Consider the following 26341-nt stretch of genomic DNA (forward strand, 5'->3'; position numbering starts at 1 on the left):
TGCAGTGACAAGACATCACAGTCACAATCTGTAGTGCAGTCTCATGAAGTGCGAACCCTTGCGCACCATACTGTTTCTTTCATTTATAATAGCCCAAAGGAGGTTATCGATTCATTATGCATACTCAACAAAGCTTACTTGATCAGCTCCACCAGCTTGGCATTGACAGACGAGGTACGCTGCTTGTTCACTCTTCCATGAAAAGTATAGGTGAGGTCGAAGGTGGGGCGGATACCGTACTGGATGCCTTTACAGAGTATATGAAGGACGGACTGCTGGTGCTGCCAACCCACACCTGGTCCACCATCAATGCGAGTAATCCAATGTTCCACGTGGAATCATCACCATGCTGCGTCGGGATTCTACCTGAGCTATTTCGAAAACGGCCAGGTGTCGTACGTTCGTGGCACCCGACTCACTCGGTTGCAGCAATCGGTCAGGATGCAGTGGCATTCACGAAGGACGATCACCTATATGACACGCCTTGTGCAAGAGGCTCAGCTTGGGGCAAGCTGCTGGATCGTAAGGCGACCATTCTCCTTGTTGGCGTGGACCTGAAACGAAACACGTTCATCCATGGCGTAGAGGAATGGGTGGACATTCCGGGACGTTTAACAGATGAGCATGAGCAGCTCTACACGGTATTGCCAGATGGAACAGAGATTTCAGTACCTTCGCGCAGGCATTGCGGGTTGTCGTGGTCGGAGCATTTCTGGAAAGTGGATGAGGTGTTACAGCGAAAAGGCGCGATGCGCCTAGGAAAGCTCGGGGACGCTGTTGTACGAGTATGTGATGCGGCCATGGTGGAGGAAATGATCACAGAGATGCTGAGGGCGAATCCGGATCTATTCTCGGATAACCTGCCGCTGGCGAAGGAGTAGGAGTAGACATATCAGAGGACCGCTCGGCAACGGGCGGGAGATGGTTCTTTTTTTCAATAGTTAAACGTTCAAAAACACTCACTAATCAGCAAAATAGATGCATAAATAAAACAGTGCTTGGCTGTATTTCCAGTGTATGGCCTACTCACCCATAGGGGTGTGTGATAAGATATGGTTAATTTAACCAAAACTTTAGTCAGGGAAAGCACTATATAGTTTCAATACAGCTTGAATTAGATTTACGAAAACAGCCTAGCTCAATGATATCGAAGTAGCGCAACCAAGAAGGAGAAGATTTGTGAGTCCATTGGTATGGTATGATCTCTTTTTATTCGTCCTGTTGTTAGGTGTATACGTTTATGTTTTTGCTACCGCTAGAATCACGAACTTACATAAGGTTTACTTTTTATTTCATGGGTTGATGATGCTCTGGCCCTTCTGTCAATTTGCGGTCGTGTTGTCGGATGACCCGGGCTGGCAGTTATGGTATGTGACCCTGTCTTTTGTTGCCGTCTCACTGCTTGGAAGTGGCTGGCTGCTGTTGACCATCTTCATTACCGGTTATGCGGATCGATTAGGGACAAAAAGAGTTATGCTGCTGTTCGTACCAGCCGTTATTGCAGCCATAGGTGTGGTTATCAACCCGGCTAATTGGTTTGTAACCCCGCTGGAGGGTGGTTATGTCGAACGGGCATATGGCCCCTGGTTCTGGGTTGTCATGATTGTTTTGGTGAGCTACTTTGTAGCTTCCCTCTTTATTTTGTTCGGGGCACTTCGCGCCTCCGATAAGTCACCAACGATTAAAAAACAGGTGAAAATTACGCTGTGGGGTATATTCGTCCTGGCTGTTTTTGCAGCCATTGATGCCCTTCTGAATGTGGTTTTGAGAGCATGGATACCGTTCATCATTCCCGGACTGACGTCGCTGGGGATTTTTCTGTCGGATTTATTTTTTGTCTATGTCATCAAGCGGTACAACGTCTTCGATCTGGTTTCCATCGCCCATGAAGATGTGATTAATACGATTCCCTATGGCATCCTGGTTTTGGATGAGAATGAGACTATTATTGAAGCAAACAAGGCATCCAGATCCTTCATGGATCTGCATGTTGGGGATTGTTTTGATATGGAGGCCTTTCTGAATTCTGTTCGTGTAAAGGGCAGCAGCGGGCCGTTTCTGGATCAGTATAGGCAAAAGGAAAATACCCTGTCTCAGATTGAGGTTATTGTGGAGGAGCGCGACATGGAGCGTCATTACATCCTCCAAACCTCTCCAATCATTGATCATTATCAGATGCCTCTTGGTTATCTCCTGACGTTTCAGGATGTGTCGCAAGAGCGCTACTATGTGAAAGAAATGAATCGGCAGAATGAGATGCTTCAGGAACGCAATCATGCCCTGGATCGCATTCGGCAGGAGTTATCCGAAGCTAATCTCAAACTGGAAGAGCTGGCGCTTACGGATAGTCTGACTCACTGCTACAATCGTCGTTATCTGACCCAGCAGCTGACGCATGAGGTCATTACGAATGTTCACTATAAGACGCCGTTTTCACTGCTTCTCCTGGATATTGACTTCTTCAAGGCAATCAATGATCGTTATGGACATGTCATCGGGGACGAAGTGCTGTACCGCACAGCTCAGGCTGTGAAACAGTCCATCCGGGAGACCGATATCCTAACGCGCTACGGCGGGGAGGAGTTCATGATCTACCTTCCGCACACGGAACGCCAGTTAGCTCAAAAAATCGCAGAACGCGTGAGGCTGTCCGTGGAGTCCAACCTTATGGCGGTAGATCATGAGGTTGGGCAGGTGTCCATTACGATCAGTATTGGGATTCTATCGATTGAAGATTTCGAATGTGATGATGTACCGGATAATCCGGAAGGGTATCTGACGCAGCTATTTGCAGCAGTAGACAAGGCACTGTATCAGGCGAAGCAGAATGGGCGGAATCGGATTGAGTTTGCGGAGCTAGAGCGGGGCGTTTCTTGATGAGGTGAGAATCACTTCTATAATATGTCTTACAAATGACACCAGGCCGATCGGTGTCATTTGTTTTTTTAGCCCTTAGCTTGGGTATATGCATATAGGACCATAGGACTGAAGGTAACAGCTGCTAAAATTATAAAATAGGAAAAATCAGGATGTTAGCCGGATGTATGTATGTAAAACTTCTGCTAACATAGGTTAATCTTATTAAATGAGCGGAGATACATATGAGTACAATTAAAGTTACCCCTGAACAACTACATCACGTATCCAATCAGGTAGATCAGGCCAGACAACAATTGGAGGGCATTCGGAGTGATCTGACCAGGCAGATTATGTTCATCCAGGCGATGTGGATGGGTGCAACGCAGGAACGTTTTTACTATGAGTTTGAGCGATCCAAGCCTATACTGGAGAAAGCATTAGAGAGTATGGTCAACACGTCCAAGGATCTGAGGGATATCGCTACCCGCTTTCAGGAAGCAGATGCAGGGCAGGTAAGTTTGGCAGGTGCAACTGGAGCTGTTGGTGCGATGGCGATGACGACAAGATTGATGGGGAATGGAAACTCGGAAGATAAGGGTTATCGGATGGCATATAACTCAACATTTGGAGTATGGCTTCCTGTGAATGAGAAAGGCGTTACGGATCAGGCGGCTCTCCAGGCTTATGAGAAGGATAAAGGGAATTTGGATGTAAAAGGCATGCAAGGTCCTATGAACATGGACCCGCCAGGGGAGGATATCTTCGCGCTCCAGATCAAGGCATTTGAGAATGGAATACATCCGTTTACAGGCGAGCCAGTCTCAGATAAATATGCTCAAACAATGGTTACGTCGCTTAAACTTAGTCAGATTTTTATGGCTGTTTCGATGGTTAAAGGGAGTATGCCGGGTAGCAAAGGTCCGTTCCGTTTGCCATCATCCAACCCAGCTGTGGCGAAGATTAAGAAGAATATTGAGGTTGCTAGTTTAGGCGCTACTAGTTCTAGCAATGTTGCACCTGGACAAAGAATAAATAATAGGTTTCCTGCTGATGCTCAAGTTGGAAAAGAGTTTAGTTTTAATATAGAGAATGGACGAATCAAAAATGTAAATGGAATTAATGAGATGGATTTTGTTATAGACATGAACGGTAAACTTCACATTGGGAGAGGGCACTCTTTTCTAGCGAATGGTGAATCTGTTCAAGCAGCAGGGAAGCTTAAGATAAACTCTGATGGACAGCTTAGAAGAATAACCAACTTGTCTGGACATTACACGCCCACAGTTGAGCAAGCAAGAGTATTTCCTCAAATTTTGGAGCAAGCTGGAATAAAAACTAAAAATGCATGGTTGGAAGTATTCTCTATAGATACAACGCCTTCAGGATATGTTAATACTAACGAACTTGTTAAAGTCTCAAGTACGAAGATCACAGGAAAGTAGGGATAACCTTGGAACAAATAAAACAGATGAATAAAGAAATATTTAAAGAGAATCTATTAAAGACAATTCAAGAAATTTCAAATAGAAAAGGACTACAATTCAACGACTACAGATTCATTATTGAGCCTGTGAGAGAAAGGGATAAGCCTCTAAATAGTGCTGATGATATGATGCGACTAAATATTCTGAGCGAGGATAATATCGGCGAGAAGAAATTACCATTAGTCAATGCGGTTAACATCCTATGCGGTTTAGAGCCCATGGTTCCTATATGGATAAACGTAATTTTTGTAGGGTTTGATGAAGCTATAGCTATTTTTAAATTACAGTGCAGTCTAAGGTTTAGAAAGCCTACTTTGTTGAGAAATGTCGAAACAGGACATGCTCCCTTTAAAGCAATCATAGAATGATTTAGATTTGGCAGGTGTCTCGGAGCAGTACACCAATTTAGAAACTAAGACTAAAACGAAAGATAACAATGGGTATATTCATGAATCGTTTTTCCGAAGCTCTAGAAAGAATTAACAACATAGATTGGAGCATCTCTGGCAGTGTTGACGTACCGTCAAATATGGCACTAATACAAGAATATATCAGACGAGCAGCCTTATTAATAACTTCCTATGATTTAAAATCTCCATACCCTTTTTTTAAAGCTTCTCATGTAATCGGTCATGACGTCGATCTGGATTTAACAGAAAAATGCCCTGAGTTAGCGAAGCTGACCAACAGTTTTATGAAAGGGACCTGTGAAGCATATTTGGAGTGGGTATTCTTAATTGATTCAGGAAATGAAATAGCATTGAAGTTTAATGATTTGTACGAACCCCTCATTCGATTAATTGAAAGAGGAGGAACCGTTAGAAGACGACACGGAGACATTATTGCTGGGGGCTATGTGTTTCCGTTAGCAAACGCTGACTACATGTCAAAACAAAAACCTATTGATATTAGAATCTAAAGCGAGCAAAAAAGAGATTAATAGAATATTGTTCGAATACACCGAGATAAGATAACCCACTCTCTTTTGGAGAGTCGGGTTTCTTTTGCGTTGCTCCATCAATATAACTCTTGTCAAAACGTAATCATTACGATATGATAATACTCATTGTTTAAATGATAATGATTACGATTAATGAGACAATTGATAGAGAGGGGCATTACCTTGAATAAAAAGACGCCGCTGCTGGTGCTGACCTCCCTGGTCCTGAGCGCCGGACTGCTGAGCGCCTGTGGATCTTCCGAAACGAGTCCCGCTGCGCAGCCATCCACCGACAAAAACGTTCACTTCCTATATAACTTTTCCACAAACTCGCTTGACCCACATGTCGACTCCAGCTACGTTCCGCTTCGTGCAGGCATTACAGAAACGCTGGTTCGTCTCGACGAAGACAATCTGACGGTTGCTCCATGGCTTGCTGAGAGCTGGGAAAGCGAAGACGGACAGCATTGGACGATTGATCTGCGCGATGATGTAACGTTCCAGAACGGCAAACCGATGACGGGTGAATCTGTTAAGGCATCACTTGAGCGCGCATTGACCGAAAGTGCAGCCATTCAGAACGCACTTAAAATTGACACGATTGAAGCTGAGGGCGACAAACTGGAGATTACAACCACACAGCCGTTCCCGGAGTTCGCATCCGAACTGGTTAACCCGAATACGGCCATTATTGACGTGAGCGAGCCGGACATTGTAAACAAGCCGATTGGCACCGGGCCGTTCAAGCTGACTTCATTTACTCCGGGCAGCAAGCTTGAACTGGATCGCTACGATGAATATTGGGATGGAGCTTCGCCACTCGACTCGGTAACGTTCTCGTTTAACGAGGATGCCAATGCTCGTACACTCGCACTTCAATCCGGACAAGTCGATATCGTATACCGTCCGGAAGTGGAGAGTCTGGAATCCCTTAAAGCAATCGATGGCATGACTGTGGAGTCCACCTCCACGTTCCGCGTTCACCAGATGACGATGAACATGCAGCGTGAAAGCATCAAGGACCTAAACGTGCGCCGTGCACTGGATGCATTAATTGACCGTCAGGGGATCGTTGATACCATCCTGCTTGGCTATGGTGAGTCGGCTATCGGGCCGTTCCTTCCGTCTCTGCCGTTTGCACCTACCTATGACAAGGCAGCATCACAATCAGGTGAAGAAGCTGCGGTTAATTACCTGAAGGAAGCGGGCTACACGCTCCAAAACGGCGTTATGACCAAAGATGGCAAACCACTGCAACTGACGCTGCTTACATACTCGGCTCGCGCAGACCTGCCATTGATCGCCCAAGTCTTCCAGTCTGACGCCAAGAAGATTGGCATCGATGTGCAAATTCGCCAGATTGACACGCCGGAGGATTATATGGCATCCAATCGTGATTGGGATATCGCAACCTATAGTAATCTGACCGCACCGCGAGGTGACGCGGGTTACTATCTGAATGCAACGTATCATCCGAAGGGCGCACTCAACTTCAGTGGATCAGAAGATCCGGAGCTGACGGCGATCATCGATGAGCTGAATCTCACAGTCGATCCGGAGAAACGCGCAGAGCTTGCGGAAAAGGCCGCCAATTACGTGCACGACAATGTGCTGAATTCATTTGTCCTGCATCCGGGTACGATCGTTGCCTACAACGGCAAGAAGATCAAGAACTGGGTTACAACGCGCAGTGAGTATTACATGATCACCAATAAGCTGGATGTGATGTAATGTTTCGCATTTTGCTTCGCAAGTTTCTCGAAGTTTTTATTTTTCTACTATTCATTATGTTCGTGAGCTTCCTGTTCATCCGTCTGGCTCCAGGGGACCCGGTGCTTACGATTCTAAACGTGGACGAACTATCTGTCAGTCAGGAACAGGTTGAGGCTATACGTGAAGAAATGGGCTTCAATGATTCCCTGCCTGTTCAATTTGGCAATTGGCTGTTGGACTTCATCCGCCTGGACTTCGGCGTATCGTACTCGACAGGACAGCCGGTTATGCAGACGCTCATGCGGGCGCTTCCGGCTACAGCGGAACTTACGATCGGCGCTCTGCTGGTCATGCTGGCTGTGGCCATCCCGCTGGGATCACTGTCAGCATTGCATCGTGGCAGCTGGATCGACCGGGGCAGCCGGTTGTTGTCCATTGTCGGTGCGGCGGTGCCCAGCTTCTGGCTTGGCCTGATTCTGATCGACCTGTTCGGCGTGCGCTTCGGCAGTCTGCCGACCATGGGGCGGGACGGATTCGCATCACTTATTTTGCCATCTCTGACGCTGGGACTTGCCATCTCCAGCGTTTATGTGCGTCTTTTGCGTTCCAGCCTGCTGGATTCACTGAGTCAGGAGTTCGTTCGGTCTGCTCGGGCGAGGGGGTTATCTGAAGGTCGCATCTTCTTCTTGCATGCCTTCCGTCACAGTCTGCCACCAGTCATAACCGTCTTTGGTGTCAGTCTAGGCAGCCTCATTGGTGGGGTTGTTGTCATTGAGGTGCTGTTTGCCTATCCGGGCATTGGTAAGCTCGTCGTTGATGCCATCCGCCAGCGCGATTATCCATTGATTCAGGGTTACATTCTGATCATGGCAGTCGTTGTATTCTTCGTAAATACGGCAGTCGATCTGTCCTATCGATATTTGAATCCGGAAATGAAACTCAAGGAAAGGGAGGCCCACCGATGAAAACGATGCTTCTGCGCCCACTGGCCGCTAAAAAATCGAAAAAACACAGCATACAGGCGATCACCGCCTTGCTATTTGTGCTGCTGATCATCGGGGCCTCCATATATGCCTTTGTTTATCTTAAGCATGACCCTACACTAACCGATTTGCGCGGACGGCTGCAGGGTGCAAGTGCTCTCCATCCATTTGGCACCGACCATCTGGGTCGAGACGTTCTGACAAGGCTGCTGCTTGGAGGCGGCCAGACGCTCGGTTATAGTCTGCTGGCGCTCGGAGCGGCACTGCTCATTGGCATTCCGTTTGGCCTGATTGCGGGATACAAGCGTGGTTGGGTGGATAAGCTTTTTATGCGAATCGCTGATGGCTTCCTTGCCTTTCCTGACACGATTGTTGCTATCGTGCTGAGTGGGCTGCTTGGGGCGGGTATCGGTAATTTGGTGCTGGCGATCGTAATCGTCAAATGGGTCAGCTATGCACGCCTTGTCCGCAGCACCGTTCTGTCCGAGTCGCAAAAGGACTACATTCGTATCGCACGAACCAATGGACTGTCAGACGCACGCATTATGACCAAGCATCTGCTCCCGCATATTGCCGGGCATGTGCTCGTACTGGCAAGCCTCGATCTGGGGAAGATCATTCTACTCATCTCATCGTTGTCCTACATCGGACTTGGGGCTCAGCCACCGACGCCTGAATGGGGAGCAATGCTGAATGACTCCAGACCGTACTTCCAGTCAAGGCCGGAGCTTATGGTCTATCCAGGTCTAGCCATCGTAGTGGTGGTATTGCTTGCAAATATGCTCGGCGACTATCTGAGAGACCGCTTTGATGTGAAAAAGGAGGTGCAGCCGTGATTCTCTCCATTGAGGAACTGAGCATCTCCAGCCGTGGCCGTACCATTGTCGACAGCGTCTCGCTGGCTGTTCGGGAAGGCGAATTCATGGCACTGGTCGGGCAGAGCGGCAGTGGCAAAAGTCTTCTCTCGCAGTCGATTGGTCAACTGCTTCCGTCCAACCTGCACGCATCGGGGCGAATCATGTTTGAAGGCAGTAACCTGCTCGAACGTAAACCGAAGGAGATGCGCGCCCTGCGGGGAAGCCGCATCTCATATATTTTTCAGGATTATCAGGGGGCATTTACGCCGTTTCGAAGTATTGGCGGACACTTTGACGAATACCAGAAAATCCACGGAGAGAAGTCTTCTGCTGTCCGGCGTAAACGTGCCGTCGAAGCGTTGGAATCCGTCGGCCTTGGCGCCGAGTTGCTACGCCGCTATCCGTTCCAGTTGAGCGGTGGTCAGCTTCAGCGTGCTTCAATCGCGACAGCGCTTATGTTATCGCCGAGGCTGCTGATTGCCGACGAGGCAACTACGGCACTCGACAGCGTCTCGGGTCACCGCGTGCTGGAACTGCTGGCGCGTAAGCAGGCTGAGACTGGCTGCACGATCCTGTTTATCACACACGACTGGCGCCATGTTCGACGCTACGCCAACCGATTGGCTGTCATGAAGGAAGGAAAGATCGTCGAATCGGGCGGGAAGCACCGTATTCTGGACCATCCACAGCATGAATATACCCGTCAGTTGATTGAAGCGGCTCCTGTCCTGAGTCGCTCGTTGAAGTCGGGTTTGAAGGAGGCGGAAACGCAGTGACGACTACCGAAATGGAGCATCACAAGGAATCATTCCCGGTTGAAGCACCTAACCAGCAGGACGAGGGCCAATCCGAATGGTCTATTCAACCTGTGCTCGGCGTGGAACGTCTCAGCCGTACCTATGCTGGCGCCGACCGTCCAGCTGTAAACGGCGTTTCCTTCAACTTAAATCGAGGCGAGTGCCTCGGCCTGGTTGGGGAGAGCGGCTGTGGCAAGAGTACGCTCGCTCGCTGTCTTTTGCGGATCGAAGACGTTGATTCCGGCTCGATCATGCTTGGTGGTGTGGACATTGCGCGGCTTAGCGGCCGACGCTTGCGCCCACATCGCAGGAAGATCCAGATTGTGTTTCAGAATCCAGCTGCGGCGCTGAATCCAAAGCTGAAGATTGCTGATTCATTAATCGACCCGTATGAGCAGTTCGGAAGAGACGCTAAGCTGTCCCACTTCGCTTATACATCGAAGGACGCCTACGTGCGGCAGCTGCTTGAAGCCGTCGAGCTTCCAAGTGAGCTGGCTGGGCGTTACCCGCATGAGTTAAGCGGTGGACAACGTCAGCGGGTAACCATTGCACGTGCGATTGGCATTGAACCGGACGTTATCGTTCTTGACGAACCAACAGCGAGCCTGGATGTGATATCACAGGGCGCTGTACTGCAATTATTAACCGACCTACGGACTTCACTGGGACTTTCATATTTGTTCATCTCGCATGATCTGGCTGCCGTACACCGTATGAGCCAGCGTATCATCGTGATGAGAGAAGGACGAATCGTTGATCGATTTGGTGCGGATGCGCTGTTCGCAGAAGAACGTCATCCGTATACGAAGGAACTCATCTCAATCTTCTGAGTAAAACCTCGAAATGGAGGGTATAAAGGCATACCCAAACCAAAAAGCCACTTTCAATGAGAATTGATTGTGGCTTTTTGATGTTACTTTTATTTATCTGTATGTTTGAAAGCTCATACTTTTGCTGGTTTGCTTATTTAACGTAGATGCCTCCCTTTTTTTTCTGGGCTCCCGATAATATGTATCCATATTTTTTATTGACAATCTATCAAAACAAATGTAGATTTGTGATATCGATAATCATTATCAGTTACACAATAAGTATAAATGCATAAATATACGAAAACTCATTACTTTTGCGATAGGTTGTTTGCCACCGATACATAGAGACTGAGTTTCAAGTGAGCAGATGCATGCCACAACAATTCGGGACATCAAAATCATTCAATTGCCTAGGCCGATTGAAAACGTTCTCGAGGTAACTTATGGCCGTAGTTACAGTAACAGCAAGACAGGATCGTTCATCATGATATCCAAAAATTTAATGGAGAAAAGGAAGGGTCTACACATGAAGAGGAAACAAAACATTTCATTGAAAGCACTAATTATCTCAATGATTATGATCTTGGCACTGGTGGGCTGCTCAACACAGCAATCTGATTCGACGACAGGTTCAACTCCAGCAGCGAACAGTTCGGCAAACACGGATGAATCAGCGACAGAAACAGCGGTTACTCCAGATGAAAGTACACAATATCCAATTACCATCAAGCATGCTCTTGGTGAGACCGTGATCGAAAGCAAGCCTGAACGAGTGGTTACTGTACAATGGGCCAATCATGACATTGCCCTTGCTCTTAACGTTGTCCCTGTTGGATTCTCAGCGGCAAACTTCGGTGTGCAGGATGACAGCGGACTGCTTCCTTGGACCAAAGAGAAGCTGGACGAGCTTGGTGTAACAGATCCGAATGTGTTCCAGGATACAGATGGTCTTGATTTTGAAGCCATTTCGGATGCTAACCCTGATGTGATTCTTGCGGCGTACTCCGGTATTACACAAGAAGACTACGATACATTAAGCGAGATTGCTCCAGTTGTAGCGTATCCAACAGCTCCATGGGCGACGACGTGGCGTGAACAAGTAAACCTTAACGCTAAAGGCATGGGAATGGAAGCGGAAGGTGAGCAGCTGATCAAAGATACCGAAGATATGATTAAGGAGAAACTAAGTGCCTATCCTCAGATTGCAGGCAAAAAAGTCGTTTGGGTAAACTTCTCTGCACAAGACATGTCCAAACTGCATATTTATACGCCAGTGGATTCCCGTGTTTCTTTCTTGGAAGAACTGGGATTGAGTAATCCTGAAAGTATCACCGAACTCATTAAGGATCCCAAAAGCTACTCATTGGAACTGAGTGCTGAGAATGCAGAGGCTCTTAACGATGCCGATCTGCTGATCGGATACGGCAATGATGAATTGTTAAAGGCTATTCAGGCCGATTCCTTGCTGGGTAAAATCCCTGCGATCGAGAGAGGCTCTGTTGCCTTCATCGATAGCGACACACCTCTGGTGGCTGCCGGAACACCGAACCCGCTTTCGATTGCGTATACCATTGATGAATACCTGAAATTAATTGGGGCAGCGATCGACAAGATCAATGAATAGATCTTCGACTTCCCCAAACAATTCTTTAAAACTTCATATGCCTAAACATTTCAAGACGGTGCTGTTCCTTTGCATCGTCTTGCTCGGCGTTTGCGTGTTGGCATCACTCACACTCGGTTCCCGGCTCGTGAGATGGAATGAACTGATGGATGGTCTGTTTCACTCCAATATGGACTCCTACGGGGCAAATATCGTTCGCAAACGAATATCTCGGACCGTGTTCAGTTTATTTTGCGGAGCTGCGCTGGGCGTTTCTGGAGCATTGATGCAATCGGTCACACGCAACCCGCTCGCAGACCCGAGTATTCTGGGTGTCAATACAGGTGCGTCCCTGTTTGTTGTTTTCGGCATTGCCTTTCTGGGCATAAACACGGCAGGCCAATATATCTGGCTGGCCTTGGTTGGTGCAGCACTTACCGCTGTATTTGTATTCGCTGTCGGTTCCATGGGGCGGGGCGGCGCTACACCCATCAAATTGGTGCTAGCGGGAGCAGCCATAACTGCAGCCCTTTCCTCTCTGGTGACTGCCATCATGATTCCACGCGCTTATGTAATGGATCAATTCAGATTCTGGCAAGTCGGCAGCGTCGGTTCAGGCAACTGGAGCGATATCGGTACGTTTGTGCCGTTTCTGGCCATTGGTATCATCATTGCTTTTATTACAGCTCCAGCACTGAATGCATTGGCACTGGGTGACGACGTGGCAACCGGGCTGGGTGTTCGAACGGGAGTACTCAGGTTGATTGCAGCACTTGCGGCGGTTCTATTGTGTGGTGCAACAACGGCACTGGCCGGTCCCATTGGTTTTATCGGACTTTTGGCGACGCATGTGATTCGGCTTATACTCGGCTCTGACTTGCGTTTTGTTATTCCGATGTCCGCCATCTCAGGGGCGATCATTTTGACGATATCTGACGTACTTGGCAGACTCATCGGCAGTCCGGGAGAGCTTGAGGTCGGTGTGGTTACAGCCTTCATTGGTGCTCCAATTCTTATCATTTTAGCGATCAAATCGAAAGTGCGTTCATTATGAGAAATAATACGATGGAATTGATTATATCGGGCAGACGTCAAAGACGACGTCGGTGGGTCGTTGTTAATGCATTACTTGCCATACTTGCGCTCGCTCTATGCTGTGCCATGCTTTTGCTGGGAAATACCATCTATCCGCTTGGTGATGTCATCCGGGTCCTTTCCGGTGAGCAGATCAAGGGGGCGACATTTGCAATCCATACCATACGTTTACCAAGGATGCTTGCAGGGCTGTTTGCCGGATTTGCCTTCGGTATGGCGGGCTATATCTTTCAGACCATGCTACGCAACCCTTTGGCGAATCCGAATGTCATCGGTATAACCTCCGGTTCAAGCGCAGCAGCCGTATTTTGCATCACGGTCATTCATGCCAACGGAGCCGTTGTTTCCATTGCTTCGGTCATTGCGGGTCTTGCGACGGTGGTATTGATCTATGTATTATCCAAGGGAAGAACCTTCTCGATCGGAAGATTGATCCTTGTCGGGATAGGCATACAGGCCATGCTGGATGCTGTCATATCCTATCTTTTGCTGGTCAGTTCGCAGCAGGACATTCCAACTGCGCTTCGCTGGCTCAGCGGCAGCCTTAACGGCTCCAAGATGGACGAGCTTCCGCCTTTAATCATTGCGGTTCTGGTCCTGTCTCCTTTTATTATTGTGCTAGGCAAACATCTTGGTTTACTGGAGCTTGGAGAACAATCGGCTACATCACTTGGTGTTGCTACGGATAAGACAAGAGTTGTACTCATCTTGTGTTCTGTAGGCATGATTGCTCTCGCGACAGCCACTACCGGTCCGATCGCTTTTGTTTCTTTCCTTTCGGGACCTATCGCGAAGAGACTAGCAGGATCAGGCTTCTCAAATGCCATTCCGGCGGGACTTGTTGGCGTTAATCTGGTCTTGGCTGCAGATCTCATCGGGCAATTTGCGTTCGAGGTCAGATATCCTGTCGGCATCATTACCGGAATCCTCGGTGCGCCTTATCTGATCTACCTGCTCATCCGAATGAACCGAAGGGGAGAATTATAATGAAACCGACTCATGAGTTCCAAGCGGAAGACTTAGTGGCTGGCTATGACAATAAAACCGTTATTCATGGCGTAGACCTTGCGATTCCCAGCAACCAAATCAGTGTCATCATTGGAGCTAACGGCTGCGGGAAGTCTACGCTTCTCAAAACATTGGCCCGGCTGATCAAGCCGATATCGGGAAAAATTACGCTGGATGGGAAGCCGATCAGCAAATTCCCACCCAAGCAGCTGGCCAGGGTGGTGGGGCTGTTACCCCAATCCCCTATTGTCCCGGAAGGGATCTCCGTTGCCGATTTGGTGGGGAGAGGGCGGTTTCCGCACCAGTCCTTGCTGAGCGGATGGACCAAGAAGGATTACGAAGCGGTAGCTGAAGCCATGGAGATCATGGACATTACCGAGTTCGCCAACCATAACATCGATGAGCTTTCAGGCGGTCAACGACAACGGGTCTGGATTGCGATGGCTCTGGCGCAGCAGACGGATATTCTCTTTCTAGATGAGCCCACAACCTTTTTGGATATTACCTATCAGGTTGAGATTCTCGATCTGCTCACCGACCTTAACCGGAAGCATGGAACAACCATTGTCATGGTGCTGCACGACATCAACCTGTCAGCCCGTTATGCGGATCATATCATTGCGCTGGTGGATGGGAAGCTTGTAGCGGAGGGTGCTCCTTCTGACGTCATTACAAGCACCATGGTGAAAGATATATTCGGCTTGGACTGTACCGTGGTAGAAGATCCTTTGTCGGGTTCTCCCTTGGTTGTACCCCGGGGAAGATATCATGTACATACTGGCGATTAACATGCTAATCGGGCGTTTGGGTCTTAGAGGACAAAGTATAAGAAAGCTTATTCCATGAATTCTCTATCTGGAATAGGCTTTTTACATGCGGAAAACCAGTAGATTAGTTCCCCTTTCCTCGTGATATGAAGTATGGTGATCCCAGAATTCTGATAAAGGAGGGCGTTATGGCTTGCCATGTTTTCTATTATCTTGAAAAAATAAATCTTTCACCCCTATAAGCGGGTTAGCGGTAAGAATAAAACTAAAGTATACTAACAGTTAAACCAAGTAACTTAAAATTGCATATTTCAATCTAACCGTAATATTGATACACTATGACCAAGGTTTAATTTCGTTCAGAAGAGGTTTGGGCCAGTTCAAGAACGGGCTCGCTGCAAATGCCAAATCGATAACGCTTACATCCTTTTGGCAAATATAGGATATAAGGACGGTAGACATGAGCCAGGGACAAACGAGTACAGATGTTATCTTGATTGGTGCCGGAATTATGAGTGCAACATTGGGAACCTTGCTGAAGGAATTGGCACCAGATTGGAATATTAAGGTTTATGAGAAGCTCGCCAGTGCAGGAGAGGAAAGCTCCAACGAATGGAACAATGCCGGAACGGGCCACTCTGCACTTTGCGAATTGAACTATACCGTTGAACGACCGGACGGAACCGTAGATATCAGCAAAGCCATTAAGGTGAATGAGCATTTTCAAGTCTCCAGACAATTTTGGTCCTATCTCGTCAATAGCAATCTGATTCGTAATCCGCGGGACTTCATTATGCCGCTTCCCCATTTGAGTTATGTGCATGGAGAGAGCAATGTCCTGTTTTTGAAAAGACGTTTTGAAGCCTTATCGAACCATCCTCTATTTGAAGGTATGGAATTCTCGGACGACCCGGCAAAATTGCGGAAATGGATTCCTCTGATGATGAAGGGCCGCAAGGGGAAAGAACCGATCGCAGCTACCAAAATCGACTCCGGTACGGATGTTAACTTTGGTGCTTTAACGCGTATGCTGCTCGATCACCTGAAGAATCAAAACGTGGATATCCACTACCAACATAGTGTGAAAAATATCAAACGCAAGCAAGATGGCGCTTGGGAATTAACAGTGAAGAATCTGACGAACGGTGCAGTAGAGCGCCATACAGCCAAGTTTGTCTTTATTGGTGCGGGTGGCGGAAGCCTGCATTTGCTGCAGAAATCCGGCATTCCGGAAGGCAAACATATTGGCGGATTCCCAGTTAGCGGACTCTTCATGGTGTGTAAAAATCCGGAGGTTGTGGAGCAGCATCATGCCAAGGTGTATGGTAAAGCCTCGGTGGGCGCTCCGCCGATGTCGGTTCCGCATTTGGATACCCGATTTATTGATAACCAGAAGTCGTTGCTGTTTGGCCCGTTTGCCGGCTTTTCACCCAAATTCCTAAAGACGGGTTCGAATGCCGACCTCATCACGTCGGTTAAAACACATAACCTTCTAACCATGCTTGCTGCAGGGGTCAAAGAAATCTCACTGACCAAATACCTGATTCAACAGCTAATGTTGTCCAAAGAGCAGCGCATGGAGGAACTGCGTGATTTTGTTCCAGGTGCCAAAAGCGAAGATTGGGATATGGTTCTGGCAGGTCAGCGCGTGCAGGTCATTAAGGATACGGTGCAAGGCGGAAAAGGAACGCTTCAATTCGGTACAGAGGTCGTTACTGCTGCCGACGGCTCAATAGCGGCATTACTCGGCGCTTCGCCAGGGGCCTCCACTGCGGTGCAAGTCATGCTGGAGATTCTGCAGCGATGCTTCCCGCAGCATATGGATTCCTGGGAGCCGAAGATTAAGGAAATGATTCCTTCTTACGGCGAGTCCCTGGTGGAGAATCCGGATCTTCTTCGTAAAGTTCACACGACGACAGCTAAGGCACTTGGGCTGACAGTTGAGAAGAAGGTTGCTTCGGTGTAAAGAGGCAAATGATATAGAACGCCATTGCATATTTACTGTAATTATTCCAATGGATAAGAATAAAGTATAAAAAGCCTTTGCTGACATTAACGTCGGCGAAGGCTTTTTGACGTACTATTTTGGATTAGTGTACGGCACTCTCTACGGAGCTACAGATAGATCCGTTTCGCTTCGTCCTCAAAGAACTGAGTTACATTCGGGTACGCGGTTATATCGATGCGGTTCGGTCTCATTATCCGATCAATGAAAACTGTGTCCATGAAGATTTTATTGATGATCGCTCTGCACCACACAGGGGTGTTTTTGAAATAATCCACCAATGCATGAATCTCATCAAACCTGAAAAACAGGATATACGAAGCATAGTTCTGGAGCAGCGTCGTGAAACAGTGTTCCCGATAGGGAGTGGAACGAGCTTCAGTCAGAAAATCCTTCATGATCTCAAACAACACTGTTTTATTTTCTTCATGCAGCTGCAGCATCTGATCCACGTCATTGATGAGCCGCAGCATTGCTTCTAATCCCTCCTCCTCAGGCAAGTTCAGCTTGGCAGATTTTCCTTCAATACACCGCAAAATCTCCAATGTAAGGTGTTTGCAGGCTTGGATGTCGTGTGGAGAAATGGCGATCTGCTCGCTGTACTCATTCATATTTGTACTATAGTAATCATGAAATGCCGTGAAATAACGCTCCAATGGAATATCCGTTTTGGTATGTACCAAGTTCTGACTGTCAAATGAACATGCGTAGAGCGTTTCCTCGTTAACCGGATGTGCATAAAGGTAGTAAAAGAAGAAAAAGTCTCTTACCTGGTGCTTCTGTTCCTCGTTTAAACGAGTGATCTCGCTCAAGTGAGACAGCTGTAAGAAGCTGTAGTTTTTCATGAAATCATTCATGGTGCTGTATGCGTTGTGCGAGTTAATGGACAGCGTAGTGTTGAGGGTGAACAGAAGATAATACAGGACCTGCTCATCATATATATCCATCTGCTGAAAAAACTCTCCGAGAACAGGCTTCCAGTCTGGCTCAGAAACATAATGGGGATCTCTCGGTTGTAAATCGTACATCCAATTCGTGAAGGTCACCTCAGGGTGATCCGGTAGAAACAGATCAGCACTGTCATCTTCATACAAGCCATATTCGAACGAATTCGTCCGTACAGGCGGTAATCCGCGTTTGAATTTGATATTGAGATACTCGTTATATATCGATTGAAGTTCCATCTATCCTAACCTCGATTCATGCATAGTTCTATACTAAGTCTTATATAGGTATTCGACGCCCATTGGGTTGTTCCTATTCGGCCTTCCATCAAGCGGGGTGTATTGCTTCCAGATGATATCGGGAAATGATTGATGCAGTCGTAATACTTTCACCCTGTTGGGAGATCGTGGAATCTGAGATGATGGGTCTACCAAAGGTTCGGGTCACGAGCTTCGGACCTCTGGCCTTCAGGCTATTGCGATCCTTCCTTCTAACTCAATTGGATGAAATAGGGTCGCAGCTCTCCTGTAGGATTTCTATTCAAGAGAGGAGGCGTCCAGGCTATTATATTCCTTCCTTCTTATGCTAACCTTTCACGTTATATAGGGATATAGCTTTCCTGGACTCTTTTATCATGAACCATAACACCATTTATTTAAGGCGAGCTAACAAACTGATTATCGAACATCAAGGGGAGAAACAACTGCCCAAGTCTTACCTGGCTACTGCCCTTAAAAATATTGAAACGCTAGGATACACGTTCTCCGATGAACTGATGCAAGCCGTACGAAGATTATCCAATGAACAGTTTGAAGCATTCGTTGTTCAGTTGGTAGCGGATCTGAGAGAGATGGTCGGGGCACATGTGAAGTACAAACCGATGTATCCGGGATTTCCCATGCAGGTCATGCAGGAAGATGAAGCGGAGCTGTATCTCAATGCCATCATTCACTACCTAACCCTTGTATATCCTGATCGTGAACCGGTTGATAGACAGCCTTTGTCTGACAAGACCAATCTGAAAGTGATCCACTTGGGAAGTGAGGAAGGGTTCAGAACACTCATCTGCCAGCTGATTGAAGCAAAGGGCTCCATTTCAGAGACGGACAAGAATGACATCGATACAGTACTGGAACATGCGGAACCGGATGAGGTAGATGCGATACTGCCTGCTGAAATTCCATTCAAGGAGAATGTGGGCTTCGTGGTGGCTTCGCTGTTGAAACATGAAAAGGCGAGGTTGGAACGAATCAGCCCGTACTTCAAAACGGCCACGGACGTCCTTCGTCTGGCTGCTGCCTGGTCGAACGGTGATGTCAGTTTGGCTGCACCTGCACGCTTCCGTAAGTTCAAACGTCGTGAGAGACGCCTATTGCTGGGTCTACTGGAGCAATGCGGGCCGATCACTGAGGACATGCTGCGGTATAAGGATCGCTGGGTTCGTCTGGGCGAGATTCTGCATCCTTCTGAATATAAACTTCGGTATCCTCGCTGCGAAGAAGCCTTTGATATTCTGCGCAATAAGAAGCCGTTTACCACCTTCAACGGAAGCGTAGAGCTGGCGTTCCAGTATCGCAACACCTGGAGCCTGATCGATCTGCTGTCACAGCGTCCGGGTGAGTTTGCCAGAAGACTGGATCATCTACTGCGAATCACCGAGGATGAGACCTATGTACTGTTGGCATTTAGTGAGGTGACTGCACAGATATCCACGCCGGTGCTGCTGCAGGTGAGACAACATTTTGCCCAGCGTAATGAACCACAGGATCTTCGTGTCTTTTTTCCAAAAGGCAACGTGGCAAAGGCTTTTGGCATTCCGAATCAACTGCCAGTGTTGGATGAGGTGACGTGCCGGGAAGTTGTGCAATTGTGCGAGCAGGCTCTGGTCGAACGGTTCGCCGCGCTTCCTCAGCTGGGTAAGACATATATCGATGAACAGCTCCATGACTATCTTGTGCCTTTTTCCCAACGTTCCGCGAGCAAGGCCCTGCGTACCCTCGTGAGAGGGAGCCGGGTACCCATGGGCGAAGGAGATACGATTCGTTTCTTCAACTGGTGGAAGGAAGGCAAGGTCAACGGGCAGGAAACGGGACGTGTGGATATTGACCTGTCTGCGGTGATGTATGACGAGAATTGGAATTATGTTGAGCACATCTCCTATACGAATTTGCGTTCCACCAAGTACAAGGCTGTTCACAGCGGAGATATCGTATCGGCTCCGCAGGGGGCATGCGAGTTCATTGACCTGCATATTCCGTCGATCGTTAATTATGGCGGCCGATATGTTGTTGCTTCATTGCTGTCGTTCACGAGTCATCCGTATTGCGATCTTCCGGAATGCTTCGCGGGGTGGATGATGCGCAAGAAGCCAGGGTCGGGTGAGATATTTGAACCGTCTACGGTGGCTAACAAAATTGATATTACAGCCGATACACAGATTACGATTCCTGTCATACTTGATCTGGTAGATCGCACGGTTATCTGGACTGATCTTGCCCTAACCAGCCATCCACACTATTACAACAATGTAGAGGGCAATGAAAAGGGAATGGTCTTGATGGGCAAAGCCATGACCGGGTTGCGCAAGCCAGATCTATACGACCTGTTCATGCTGCATGCAAAGGCCCGGGGTGAACTGGTAGATACGCTGGATCAGGCAGATACGATCTATTCGGTAGAGCAAGGGGTTACTCCTTATGATATCGAGCAGATTATGGCGGAGTATCTGGCTTGAGTATAACGAATGTGATTTGTGCAAAAAGAAGGGCAGCGCCGCTGCTCTTCTTTTTTTGTCTTTAATTTAATGTTTGCCTCAAAAGGGTTGCTTTGTGTTTATATGTAAATTCCATAAATAACAAAAAATACTATTAAATAAATGAGTATGAATGTATAATTTTTTTACTTAGGCGCTCTAATACCATTTTCATTATGATGTTCCCAACATAAATAATTTGCTTAAGGAGAGTGAAAAATGAAAAAGATTACGTTTTATGCGCTTTGCCTGACGCTTTCCATTGTAATGACTGCCTGTGCGGGTAAAGACAAACTTGCTAACAACTCTGCTGCCAACTTAAGTGACATCGAAATCAAGGTCAATAATAAGAAGATAACGCCTACTATTATCCCAACGTCTATAAAGGAATCAGACGATCTGGATATGAGTTCGTTTGAATCCATTATGAATAACCCAGATGCTGTTCTTCCTTATGTAAAGATAGGGGAGACTATTTCAATAAAATTTGATAATCAGAAATCAGTGCCAGATTCCTATGAATTATTGGATTATGTTCTGACTGATCAAGGTACGGTTAAATACAAGCAGCCAGAATTAACGAAGATTCCAATGGATTTCAATAATGGAACAGGTTCCTTTGTCCTTCCAGAGAATGTACTGGCTTATGCCAGCTCTGATAGTCAGGATTATGAGCCGGGTGCTGTCTTGAGAGGTTTTCGACTAGTGGCTAAGTGGGGGAGTACTACTCAAGAAATCGTATTTATTATAAAAACAGATGCTGTTCAAAATGAGGGATGAGCGATTAATCTGTAGGATTCTGAAAAACACCAAAATGCTCCCGGATAGGAGGTGGGCACTTTGGTGTTTTTCATTCGATTAATGAGGTGTGTCCTAACTCTGACTTACAAACCTCCGAGGGTTCTTCACTTTCAGTACCTGATGATCTGCTTGAGTTCCTTCTACGAATTGCAAGGAAGTTGGATGGAGTTCCCCGCGTAGATCAGCTGCCATCAGAATTGGCCCTTCGGTTTTTTCTGTACATATCGCTTATAATGCTTCGCTGTTCGGATCTTCTTGCTTTGCGAGAGGAGTTCGTGATCACTGATGATCCAAGTGTGGCCGGAGGAGTTTTTCCTGCGGATCGCGACAAAGTTATGCCTGCCTCCCGAGTATACCTTGTATCCCTTCCGTTTACTTCTTATGCAAAACTGATCATCTTCACCGACGCTTCGATTCGGAAACTGGACATGGCTGAATACATGTCGTTTAAAGATAAGCGTAGCACCCGGGAGGAGGGTTACAGGGCGATGTTCATCCTGGGGAAAACGAAGGAGCAGCTTCCTGGATCCTCTTAAATATAGATAATGTGCCCGCTTGCCAATGACATCGGCATTCGTTCTCTTGAAGGTCTGCAGGCTTTCCGTCAAATAGTAGGGAGCATAGTAATCGTCATCATCAAACTTGGCAATATAGCCGTATTTTGTTTTCTTGATCGCATAATTGAGGCAAGCACCGAGAGAGGTACGTTCCGGCAGACGAAAAACGTGTACGTTCCGAAGCTTTTTGGCTAAGCTTTGATAAGGAGCAAGAGGGATATTATCGTTATTGACGATAATGATCAACTCTTTCCTGGAGTGCTTCTGTCGGCTGTAATTCTTAAATAAATTATGGATATAGTGCTGGCGCTTGGTGCAGGCAATGATAGACACGCCTTGTTTAGTCTTGACTGTACCGGGGCTGGCTCCCATTCGATCGCGCTCCTTATCCGTGAGGTTCAAAACTACCTTTCTATAAAATATGTACATAACAAGTAAGAGGAACGGCCTTGATATAAAATGGAGAATTCGCCGTCTATGCTGGCCGTCTGCTGATCAATTGCAGCCTGCAGAATGGTGCAGGGAATGTCGGATGCCGGAAGAAGAGCTTTGTTATGCTTGGATCAATGGGGGAGGGAATGATGATGAATACACTGGCACGACTGAATGAAGGTTTGGCCTATATTGAGGATAATCTGACGGAGACATTGGATATGAAAGAGGTCGCGCGAATCGCTTGCTGCTCGGAATACCATTTTACACGAATGTTTTCCTTTCTTAGCGGCATTACCTTATCAGAGTATATCCGTCGCCGGCGCTTGACGCTGGCAGCAATGGAGCTCAGCAGTCATGACAGCAAAGTCATCGATGTTGCGCTCAAATATGGATATACCTCACCGGATTCCTTCGCCAGGGCTTTTCAGAGCATGCATGGGGTCACACCCTCGGAAGCGAGGAATCATGGCCCTTCGCTCAAGGCCTTCCCCCGGATGACATTTCAATTGACCATTCAAGGAGGAAGCGAAATGAACTATCGTATTGAAGAGAAGGAAGCCTTTCGGATTGTGGGAATCAGCAAAAGGGTACCGATCGTGTTCAACGGGGTAAATCCGGATATTGCTGCGATGTATCAGCAGCTCACTCCGGAATTGATCGAGACGATTAAGGGGTTGTCCAATGTTCAGCCGCTGGGGATCATCAGTGCTTCGGCTCATTTTAGCGAAGAGCGGATGGAGGAGAAGGGCGAACTGGATCATTATATCGGTGCAGCCACGACCCAAGTGGCCCCCGAGGGTCTGGCATGCCTGGAAGTACCCGCATCGACATGGGCTGTGTTTACTGCGGTTGGCCCCTTTCCGAGTGCGCTTCAGGATGTGTGGGGACGAATCTACGCCGAGTGGTTTCCTTCGTCCGATTATGAACTCAGCGAAGGACCGGAAATTCTGTGGAATGAGCACAAGGATGTTACCTTGCCGCAGTACAGAAGCGAGATATGGATTCCGATCCGGAAGAGCTAATGCAACGTTTAGTATTCCTAAGTTAAAGCAGGAGAATGGGCCAGATATGTGGAAAGGGTAACCAACCTGTTTCATAAACACTGGAAGAATTACATTCATTCATTAGTATGACATCACACTAGGGGGTGGTAACCATGGATCGCTTGAAACACAGTGGATTTTATAAGCTTAAGTTTCTGGTCACACCAGAGGAATTCAAAGGGGTTTTAGCGCTTTTTGAACAAAAGGAAGCTCAGTTTGGTCTTTCGAATGCTTCGAGAACCACCCATGATCTAAATCAGGTGCACGAGGCTTATACTGCTTATTATCAGTATTATACAGGACAGGAAAAGCTCCATTACCACCCCCATTTTGTATACTCCATAACGATGAAGTTGGATGATAAGATCTCTGGTTTTTTTATAAAAAACGAAGGAATCAGCTTTCCTTATCGCGGAGCGTGGGCTGAGGACGAATTACCGTGCATTATGCTTTCACTTCCCAAAGGATTTCAAGTACATCTTGAAGATGAAAAAGGGAAGTATTACGTCTATGAGGATATTCGTGAACATCTCCCGTTAACGCATGCATTCTACGAGGAAGTGGGAAAGTATATCAAGAAACACACGAAGCTGCTGCGCTGTTCAGTAGGATCTTCAACGGATGATCTGCAGGAGCTAAAACCCTCTGTGCGGGTTAGTAGAGATGCAGCAGCGGATCTGGCAAACTCCTGGATCTTCACAACCTATTCGCTCGTGCTGAATATGGCATGAGGCCAACTTGAATACTAGTCAGGAATGGCATTGCTGGAGAAGGCAATCTGATAAATGGTATAATTTTCGGCAAGGGATATAGAGCGAATGATCAGGGAGGTACGAAGGATGAGAGAAGAGTTATTGGAGCAGCTGGAAGAGTGGCATGAACAGGATGAATTCGAAGAGATTGTGGATGCGATTACAGCCATTGATGTGGAAGAGCGCGATTATGAGCTGATCGGTCATTTGGGTAGAGCGCTGAACAACCTGGAGCGTTACGAGGAGGCAGTTGGACAATTTCTGACGGTTGCCGAAGAGGGTCAGGACGATCCCTTGTGGCATTATCGCATTGGTCTGGCATATTATTACCTGGAGCAATATGAGAAGGCACGTGAGGCTTTTGAAACAGCAGACCGACTGGATCCGGGAGATGAAGATACACAAGAGTTTCTCGAATGGATTCGCAGTAAAACAGCCGAGATGCCTGCTGAGGAAATAACTCAAGTGACAACTCAGGAGACGGCTCAATCCGTCCCGGCAATCTCCATGGAGCAGCCCAGTGTTAGTGATCCGAATTCCACGGATTTCTGGGATGACAATGCCGAAGCTTTGCAGAACTGGGTTCTGCCTTCACCTACGGACGAACAGGTGGAATCGGTAGAGGAGCGGCTCGTTTTCAAATTACCTAGAGCTTATGTCGACATGATGAAATTACATAATGGTGGGATCCCTCGTTATCGATATGTTCCAGTCAGCGAGGCTGGGGCTGCAGAGAAGAGATTCATTGAAATTTCGGGCATGCTGGGCATCGGCCAGGAGAAAAAGCATTCCCTGTGCGGTGAAGAAGGCAGCAGATGGATCATTGAGCAAAATGGCTATCCGGAGATTGGTGTGGTTCTATGTAAGTGCCCATCGGACGCTGAGATCATTATGCTGGATTACCGTGCATCGGATAATGCGGGTGAGCCTGAGGTTGTTCATGTGGATAAGGGGAACAACTATAAGATCACCTGGATTGCTCCCGACTTTGATACCTTTGTCCGTAGTCTGGTCAATGAGGACAATCGCCGTCCTGACCTTTCTGATTCAATGTAAGTTAATTCACCCAATACCCTGTCCGACTCTTTCATTCCAAATGAGAGCGTTGGACAGGGTATTTTAGTTCACGCGATAACCAAAATAAGTTAAATGTATCCATGCCATTGCATATCGGATAGTCTGGTGCTATTATTTAGACATCTAATAGTTATATATCTAAATAATAATCATCTTAGAACCATTACAGGTTTCTTAAATATAAGGAGCGTGGTGAATATGGACAGAATGAAGGGCAAGGTTGTGCTTGTTACAGGAGGAGCTTCTGGCATCGGCTTATCCGCTGCCAACTTGATGGCTGCGGAAGGTGCTAAAGTCGTCATTGCCGATTTTAATGTCGATGGAGCTATAGAAGCTGCCAAAAACATTCAACTCCGAGGAGGCGAAGCCGTAGGCATATTTGTCGATGCTGCAAAAGAAACTTCAATTCAAGAAGCGATTGAATATACGGCACAGCGGTACGGTAAACTCACATGCTTGTTTAATAATGTGGGGTTGACCAACCTCAAGAAGGATTTGGACGTAGTTCATGTAGACCTGGATGAGTGGGATCGACTGATGAATGTTAACCTCAAGAGTGTACTTCTGGGTTGCAGATTTGCCATTCCTCATATGATCCGTGCTGGTGGAGGGTCCATCATCAATACAGCATCCATGGCAGGCTTTACAGGTGATGCTGTTCGTGTGGCTTATGGCGCTTCCAAAGCAGGTGTGGTCAATCTTACCAAGTATGTTGCAGCCCAATACGGGAAGCACAACATTCGTTGTAATGCTGTTGCTCCCGGTCTGATTTTGACACCTGCAGCGCAGGATAACATGCCACAAGACGTGTTGAATATGTTTGCAAAATATAATGCACTGCCTTATCACGGAGAACCGGATGACATTGGACATACCGTCCTATTCCTGGCTTCCGACGAGTCCAAATTTATTACCGGCCAGACGATTCAGGTGGAAGGCGGGCATTATATCGCTAATCCAACGATTCCTGATTTTGAGCAATTTATGCAAAGCGTATAAGCCTTCATTGCTTGCTATATTCCTATAAACAAACATTCAAAACAAAGTGAGGAGCAA

23 protein-coding genes are annotated in these 26341 nt (G+C 47.3%); 21 read left to right on the forward strand and 2 right to left on the reverse strand.

The genetic code is table 11. The features are described 5' to 3' along the window. Positions 1–116: 116 nt before the first annotated feature. From ABIC22_RS10090 to ABIC22_RS10160, 15 genes are all read left to right on the forward strand, one after another. On the forward strand, positions 117–881 hold the full coding sequence (locus ABIC22_RS10090) for an AAC(3) family N-acetyltransferase (protein WP_354480538.1): 765 nt from the start codon (positions 117–119) through the stop codon (positions 879–881). Positions 882–1179: 298 nt separating this feature from the next. Next, entirely contained in the window at positions 1180–2877 is a 1698-nt protein-coding gene (locus ABIC22_RS10095; protein WP_354480540.1) for a histidine kinase N-terminal 7TM domain-containing diguanylate cyclase, read from the forward strand. Between the two features lie 224 nt (positions 2878–3101). Beyond that, a complete protein-coding gene (locus ABIC22_RS10100; protein WP_354480542.1) occupies positions 3102–4301 on the forward strand; it encodes a WXG100 family type VII secretion target in 1200 nt (399 codons plus the stop codon). 8 nt (positions 4302–4309) lie between these two features. Continuing rightward, a complete protein-coding gene (locus ABIC22_RS10105) occupies positions 4310–4711 on the forward strand; it encodes a hypothetical protein (RefSeq protein WP_354480544.1) in 402 nt (133 codons plus the stop codon). An 80-nt stretch (positions 4712–4791) separates the two neighbouring features. Continuing rightward, the gene (locus ABIC22_RS10110; protein ID WP_354480546.1) at positions 4792–5262 is read left to right on the forward strand and encodes a hypothetical protein; all 471 of its coding nucleotides are present in this window, start codon (positions 4792–4794) and stop codon (positions 5260–5262) included. A 204-nt stretch (positions 5263–5466) separates the two neighbouring features. Next, positions 5467–7014 carry a nickel ABC transporter substrate-binding protein gene (gene nikA, locus ABIC22_RS10115; RefSeq protein ID WP_354480548.1) on the forward strand — a complete coding sequence of 516 codons (1548 nt, stop codon included), beginning with the start codon at positions 5467–5469 and terminating at the stop codon, positions 7012–7014. Further along, entirely contained in the window at positions 7014–7961 is a 948-nt protein-coding gene (gene nikB, locus ABIC22_RS10120) for a nickel ABC transporter permease (RefSeq protein WP_354480550.1), read from the forward strand. The genes nikA and nikB overlap by 1 nt, the downstream gene beginning before the upstream one ends. Next, positions 7958–8815: a nickel transporter permease gene (gene nikC / locus ABIC22_RS10125; protein ID WP_127537564.1), complete on the forward strand. Its 858-nt coding sequence runs from the start codon at positions 7958–7960 to the stop codon at positions 8813–8815. Before nikB ends, nikC begins: the two co-directional genes overlap by 4 nt. Beyond that, positions 8812–9612, forward strand: coding sequence for an ABC transporter ATP-binding protein (locus ABIC22_RS10130; protein ID WP_354480552.1), 801 nt, complete (start codon positions 8812–8814; stop codon positions 9610–9612). The genes nikC and ABIC22_RS10130 overlap by 4 nt, the downstream gene beginning before the upstream one ends. Further along, complete coding sequence (locus ABIC22_RS10135) at positions 9609–10463, forward strand: ABC transporter ATP-binding protein (RefSeq protein WP_354480554.1); 855 nt, start codon at positions 9609–9611, stop codon at positions 10461–10463. The genes ABIC22_RS10130 and ABIC22_RS10135 overlap by 4 nt, the downstream gene beginning before the upstream one ends. Positions 10464–10971: 508 nt before the next feature. Then, entirely contained in the window at positions 10972–12069 is a 1098-nt protein-coding gene (locus tag ABIC22_RS10140; RefSeq protein WP_354480556.1) for an iron-siderophore ABC transporter substrate-binding protein, read from the forward strand. Beyond that, on the forward strand, positions 12062–13102 hold the full coding sequence (locus ABIC22_RS10145; RefSeq protein ID WP_354480558.1) for a FecCD family ABC transporter permease: 1041 nt from the start codon (positions 12062–12064) through the stop codon (positions 13100–13102). The genes ABIC22_RS10140 and ABIC22_RS10145 overlap by 8 nt, the downstream gene beginning before the upstream one ends. Continuing rightward, positions 13099–14130, forward strand: coding sequence for a FecCD family ABC transporter permease (locus ABIC22_RS10150; protein ID WP_354480560.1), 1032 nt, complete (start codon positions 13099–13101; stop codon positions 14128–14130). Before ABIC22_RS10145 ends, ABIC22_RS10150 begins: the two co-directional genes overlap by 4 nt. Beyond that, entirely contained in the window at positions 14130–14939 is an 810-nt protein-coding gene (locus ABIC22_RS10155) for an ABC transporter ATP-binding protein (protein WP_354480562.1), read from the forward strand. Before ABIC22_RS10150 ends, ABIC22_RS10155 begins: the two co-directional genes overlap by 1 nt. A 439-nt stretch (positions 14940–15378) precedes the next feature. Beyond that, positions 15379–16884 (forward strand): malate:quinone oxidoreductase, encoded by a 1506-nt coding sequence (locus ABIC22_RS10160; protein WP_354480564.1) that lies wholly within the window; start codon positions 15379–15381, stop codon positions 16882–16884. 149 nt (positions 16885–17033) lie between these two features. Here the strand turns inward: ABIC22_RS10160 and ABIC22_RS10165 are convergent, their stop codons facing one another. Further along, positions 17034–18107, reverse strand: a complete 1074-nt coding sequence (locus ABIC22_RS10165) for a hypothetical protein (protein ID WP_354480566.1) — start codon at positions 18105–18107, stop codon at positions 17034–17036. A gap of 395 nt (positions 18108–18502) precedes the next feature. On the opposite strand from ABIC22_RS10165, the gene ABIC22_RS10170 reads away from it, so the two are divergent. Together ABIC22_RS10170 and ABIC22_RS10175 are read left to right on the forward strand one after the other, a co-directional pair. Then, positions 18503–20602: a TerD family protein gene (locus ABIC22_RS10170; RefSeq protein ID WP_354480568.1), complete on the forward strand. Its 2100-nt coding sequence runs from the start codon at positions 18503–18505 to the stop codon at positions 20600–20602. Between the two features lie 237 nt (positions 20603–20839). Continuing rightward, positions 20840–21400: a hypothetical protein gene (locus ABIC22_RS10175; protein WP_354480570.1), complete on the forward strand. Its 561-nt coding sequence runs from the start codon at positions 20840–20842 to the stop codon at positions 21398–21400. 212 nt (positions 21401–21612) lie between these two features. Here ABIC22_RS10175 and ABIC22_RS10180 read toward each other — a convergent pair whose 3' ends face one another. After that, positions 21613–22350, reverse strand: a complete 738-nt coding sequence (locus ABIC22_RS10180; RefSeq protein WP_354480572.1) for a glycosyltransferase family 2 protein — start codon at positions 22348–22350, stop codon at positions 21613–21615. Positions 22351–22562: 212 nt separating this feature from the next. Between ABIC22_RS10180 and ABIC22_RS10185 the strand changes: the two genes are divergently transcribed. The 4 genes from ABIC22_RS10185 (at position 22563) to ABIC22_RS10200 (ending at position 26284) form a co-directional block, all read left to right on the forward strand. Beyond that, a complete protein-coding gene (locus ABIC22_RS10185; RefSeq protein ID WP_354480574.1) occupies positions 22563–23435 on the forward strand; it encodes an AraC family transcriptional regulator in 873 nt (290 codons plus the stop codon). A gap of 134 nt (positions 23436–23569) precedes the next feature. Continuing rightward, complete coding sequence (locus ABIC22_RS10190) at positions 23570–24187, forward strand: hypothetical protein (protein WP_354480576.1); 618 nt, start codon at positions 23570–23572, stop codon at positions 24185–24187. A gap of 108 nt (positions 24188–24295) precedes the next feature. Continuing rightward, the gene (locus ABIC22_RS10195) at positions 24296–25264 is read left to right on the forward strand and encodes an SMI1/KNR4 family protein (RefSeq protein WP_354480578.1); all 969 of its coding nucleotides are present in this window, start codon (positions 24296–24298) and stop codon (positions 25262–25264) included. 219 nt (positions 25265–25483) lie between these two features. Next, on the forward strand, positions 25484–26284 hold the full coding sequence (locus ABIC22_RS10200; RefSeq protein ID WP_354480580.1) for an SDR family NAD(P)-dependent oxidoreductase: 801 nt from the start codon (positions 25484–25486) through the stop codon (positions 26282–26284). The last annotated feature ends 57 nt before the right edge of the window (positions 26285–26341 follow it).

This window comes from Paenibacillus sp. PvP094 (assembly GCF_040546835.1).
Classification (GTDB): Bacteria; Bacillota; Bacilli; order Paenibacillales; family Paenibacillaceae; genus Paenibacillus; species Paenibacillus illinoisensis.

What these genes read in the sequence shown, in the direction of transcription:
- ABIC22_RS10155 (WP_354480562.1), top strand. Translation starts at nt 14,130, where the DNA reads ATGAAACCGACTCATGAGTTCCAAGCGGAAGACTTAGTGGCTGGCTAT.
- ABIC22_RS10150 (WP_354480560.1), top strand. Translation starts at nt 13,099, where the DNA reads ATGAGAAATAATACGATGGAATTGATTATATCGGGCAGACGTCAAAGA.
- ABIC22_RS10185 (WP_354480574.1), top strand. Translation starts at nt 22,563, where the DNA reads ATGAATACACTGGCACGACTGAATGAAGGTTTGGCCTATATTGAGGAT.
- ABIC22_RS10140 (WP_354480556.1), top strand. Translation starts at nt 10,972, where the DNA reads ATGAAGAGGAAACAAAACATTTCATTGAAAGCACTAATTATCTCAATG.
- ABIC22_RS10090 (WP_354480538.1), top strand. Translation starts at nt 117, where the DNA reads ATGCATACTCAACAAAGCTTACTTGATCAGCTCCACCAGCTTGGCATT.
- ABIC22_RS10200 (WP_354480580.1), top strand. Translation starts at nt 25,484, where the DNA reads ATGGACAGAATGAAGGGCAAGGTTGTGCTTGTTACAGGAGGAGCTTCT.
- nikC (WP_127537564.1), top strand. Translation starts at nt 7,958, where the DNA reads ATGAAAACGATGCTTCTGCGCCCACTGGCCGCTAAAAAATCGAAAAAA.
- ABIC22_RS10175 (WP_354480570.1), top strand. Translation starts at nt 20,840, where the DNA reads ATGAAAAAGATTACGTTTTATGCGCTTTGCCTGACGCTTTCCATTGTA.
- ABIC22_RS10170 (WP_354480568.1), top strand. Translation starts at nt 18,503, where the DNA reads ATGAACCATAACACCATTTATTTAAGGCGAGCTAACAAACTGATTATC.
- ABIC22_RS10160 (WP_354480564.1), top strand. Translation starts at nt 15,379, where the DNA reads ATGAGCCAGGGACAAACGAGTACAGATGTTATCTTGATTGGTGCCGGA.
- ABIC22_RS10190 (WP_354480576.1), top strand. Translation starts at nt 23,570, where the DNA reads ATGGATCGCTTGAAACACAGTGGATTTTATAAGCTTAAGTTTCTGGTC.
- ABIC22_RS10180 (WP_354480572.1), bottom strand. Translation starts at nt 22,350, where the DNA reads ATGGGAGCCAGCCCCGGTACAGTCAAGACTAAACAAGGCGTGTCTATC.
- ABIC22_RS10100 (WP_354480542.1), top strand. Translation starts at nt 3,102, where the DNA reads ATGAGTACAATTAAAGTTACCCCTGAACAACTACATCACGTATCCAAT.
- ABIC22_RS10165 (WP_354480566.1), bottom strand. Translation starts at nt 18,107, where the DNA reads ATGGAACTTCAATCGATATATAACGAGTATCTCAATATCAAATTCAAA.
- ABIC22_RS10195 (WP_354480578.1), top strand. Translation starts at nt 24,296, where the DNA reads ATGAGAGAAGAGTTATTGGAGCAGCTGGAAGAGTGGCATGAACAGGAT.
- nikB (WP_354480550.1), top strand. Translation starts at nt 7,014, where the DNA reads ATGTTTCGCATTTTGCTTCGCAAGTTTCTCGAAGTTTTTATTTTTCTA.
- ABIC22_RS10110 (WP_354480546.1), top strand. Translation starts at nt 4,792, where the DNA reads ATGAATCGTTTTTCCGAAGCTCTAGAAAGAATTAACAACATAGATTGG.
- ABIC22_RS10145 (WP_354480558.1), top strand. Translation starts at nt 12,062, where the DNA reads ATGAATAGATCTTCGACTTCCCCAAACAATTCTTTAAAACTTCATATG.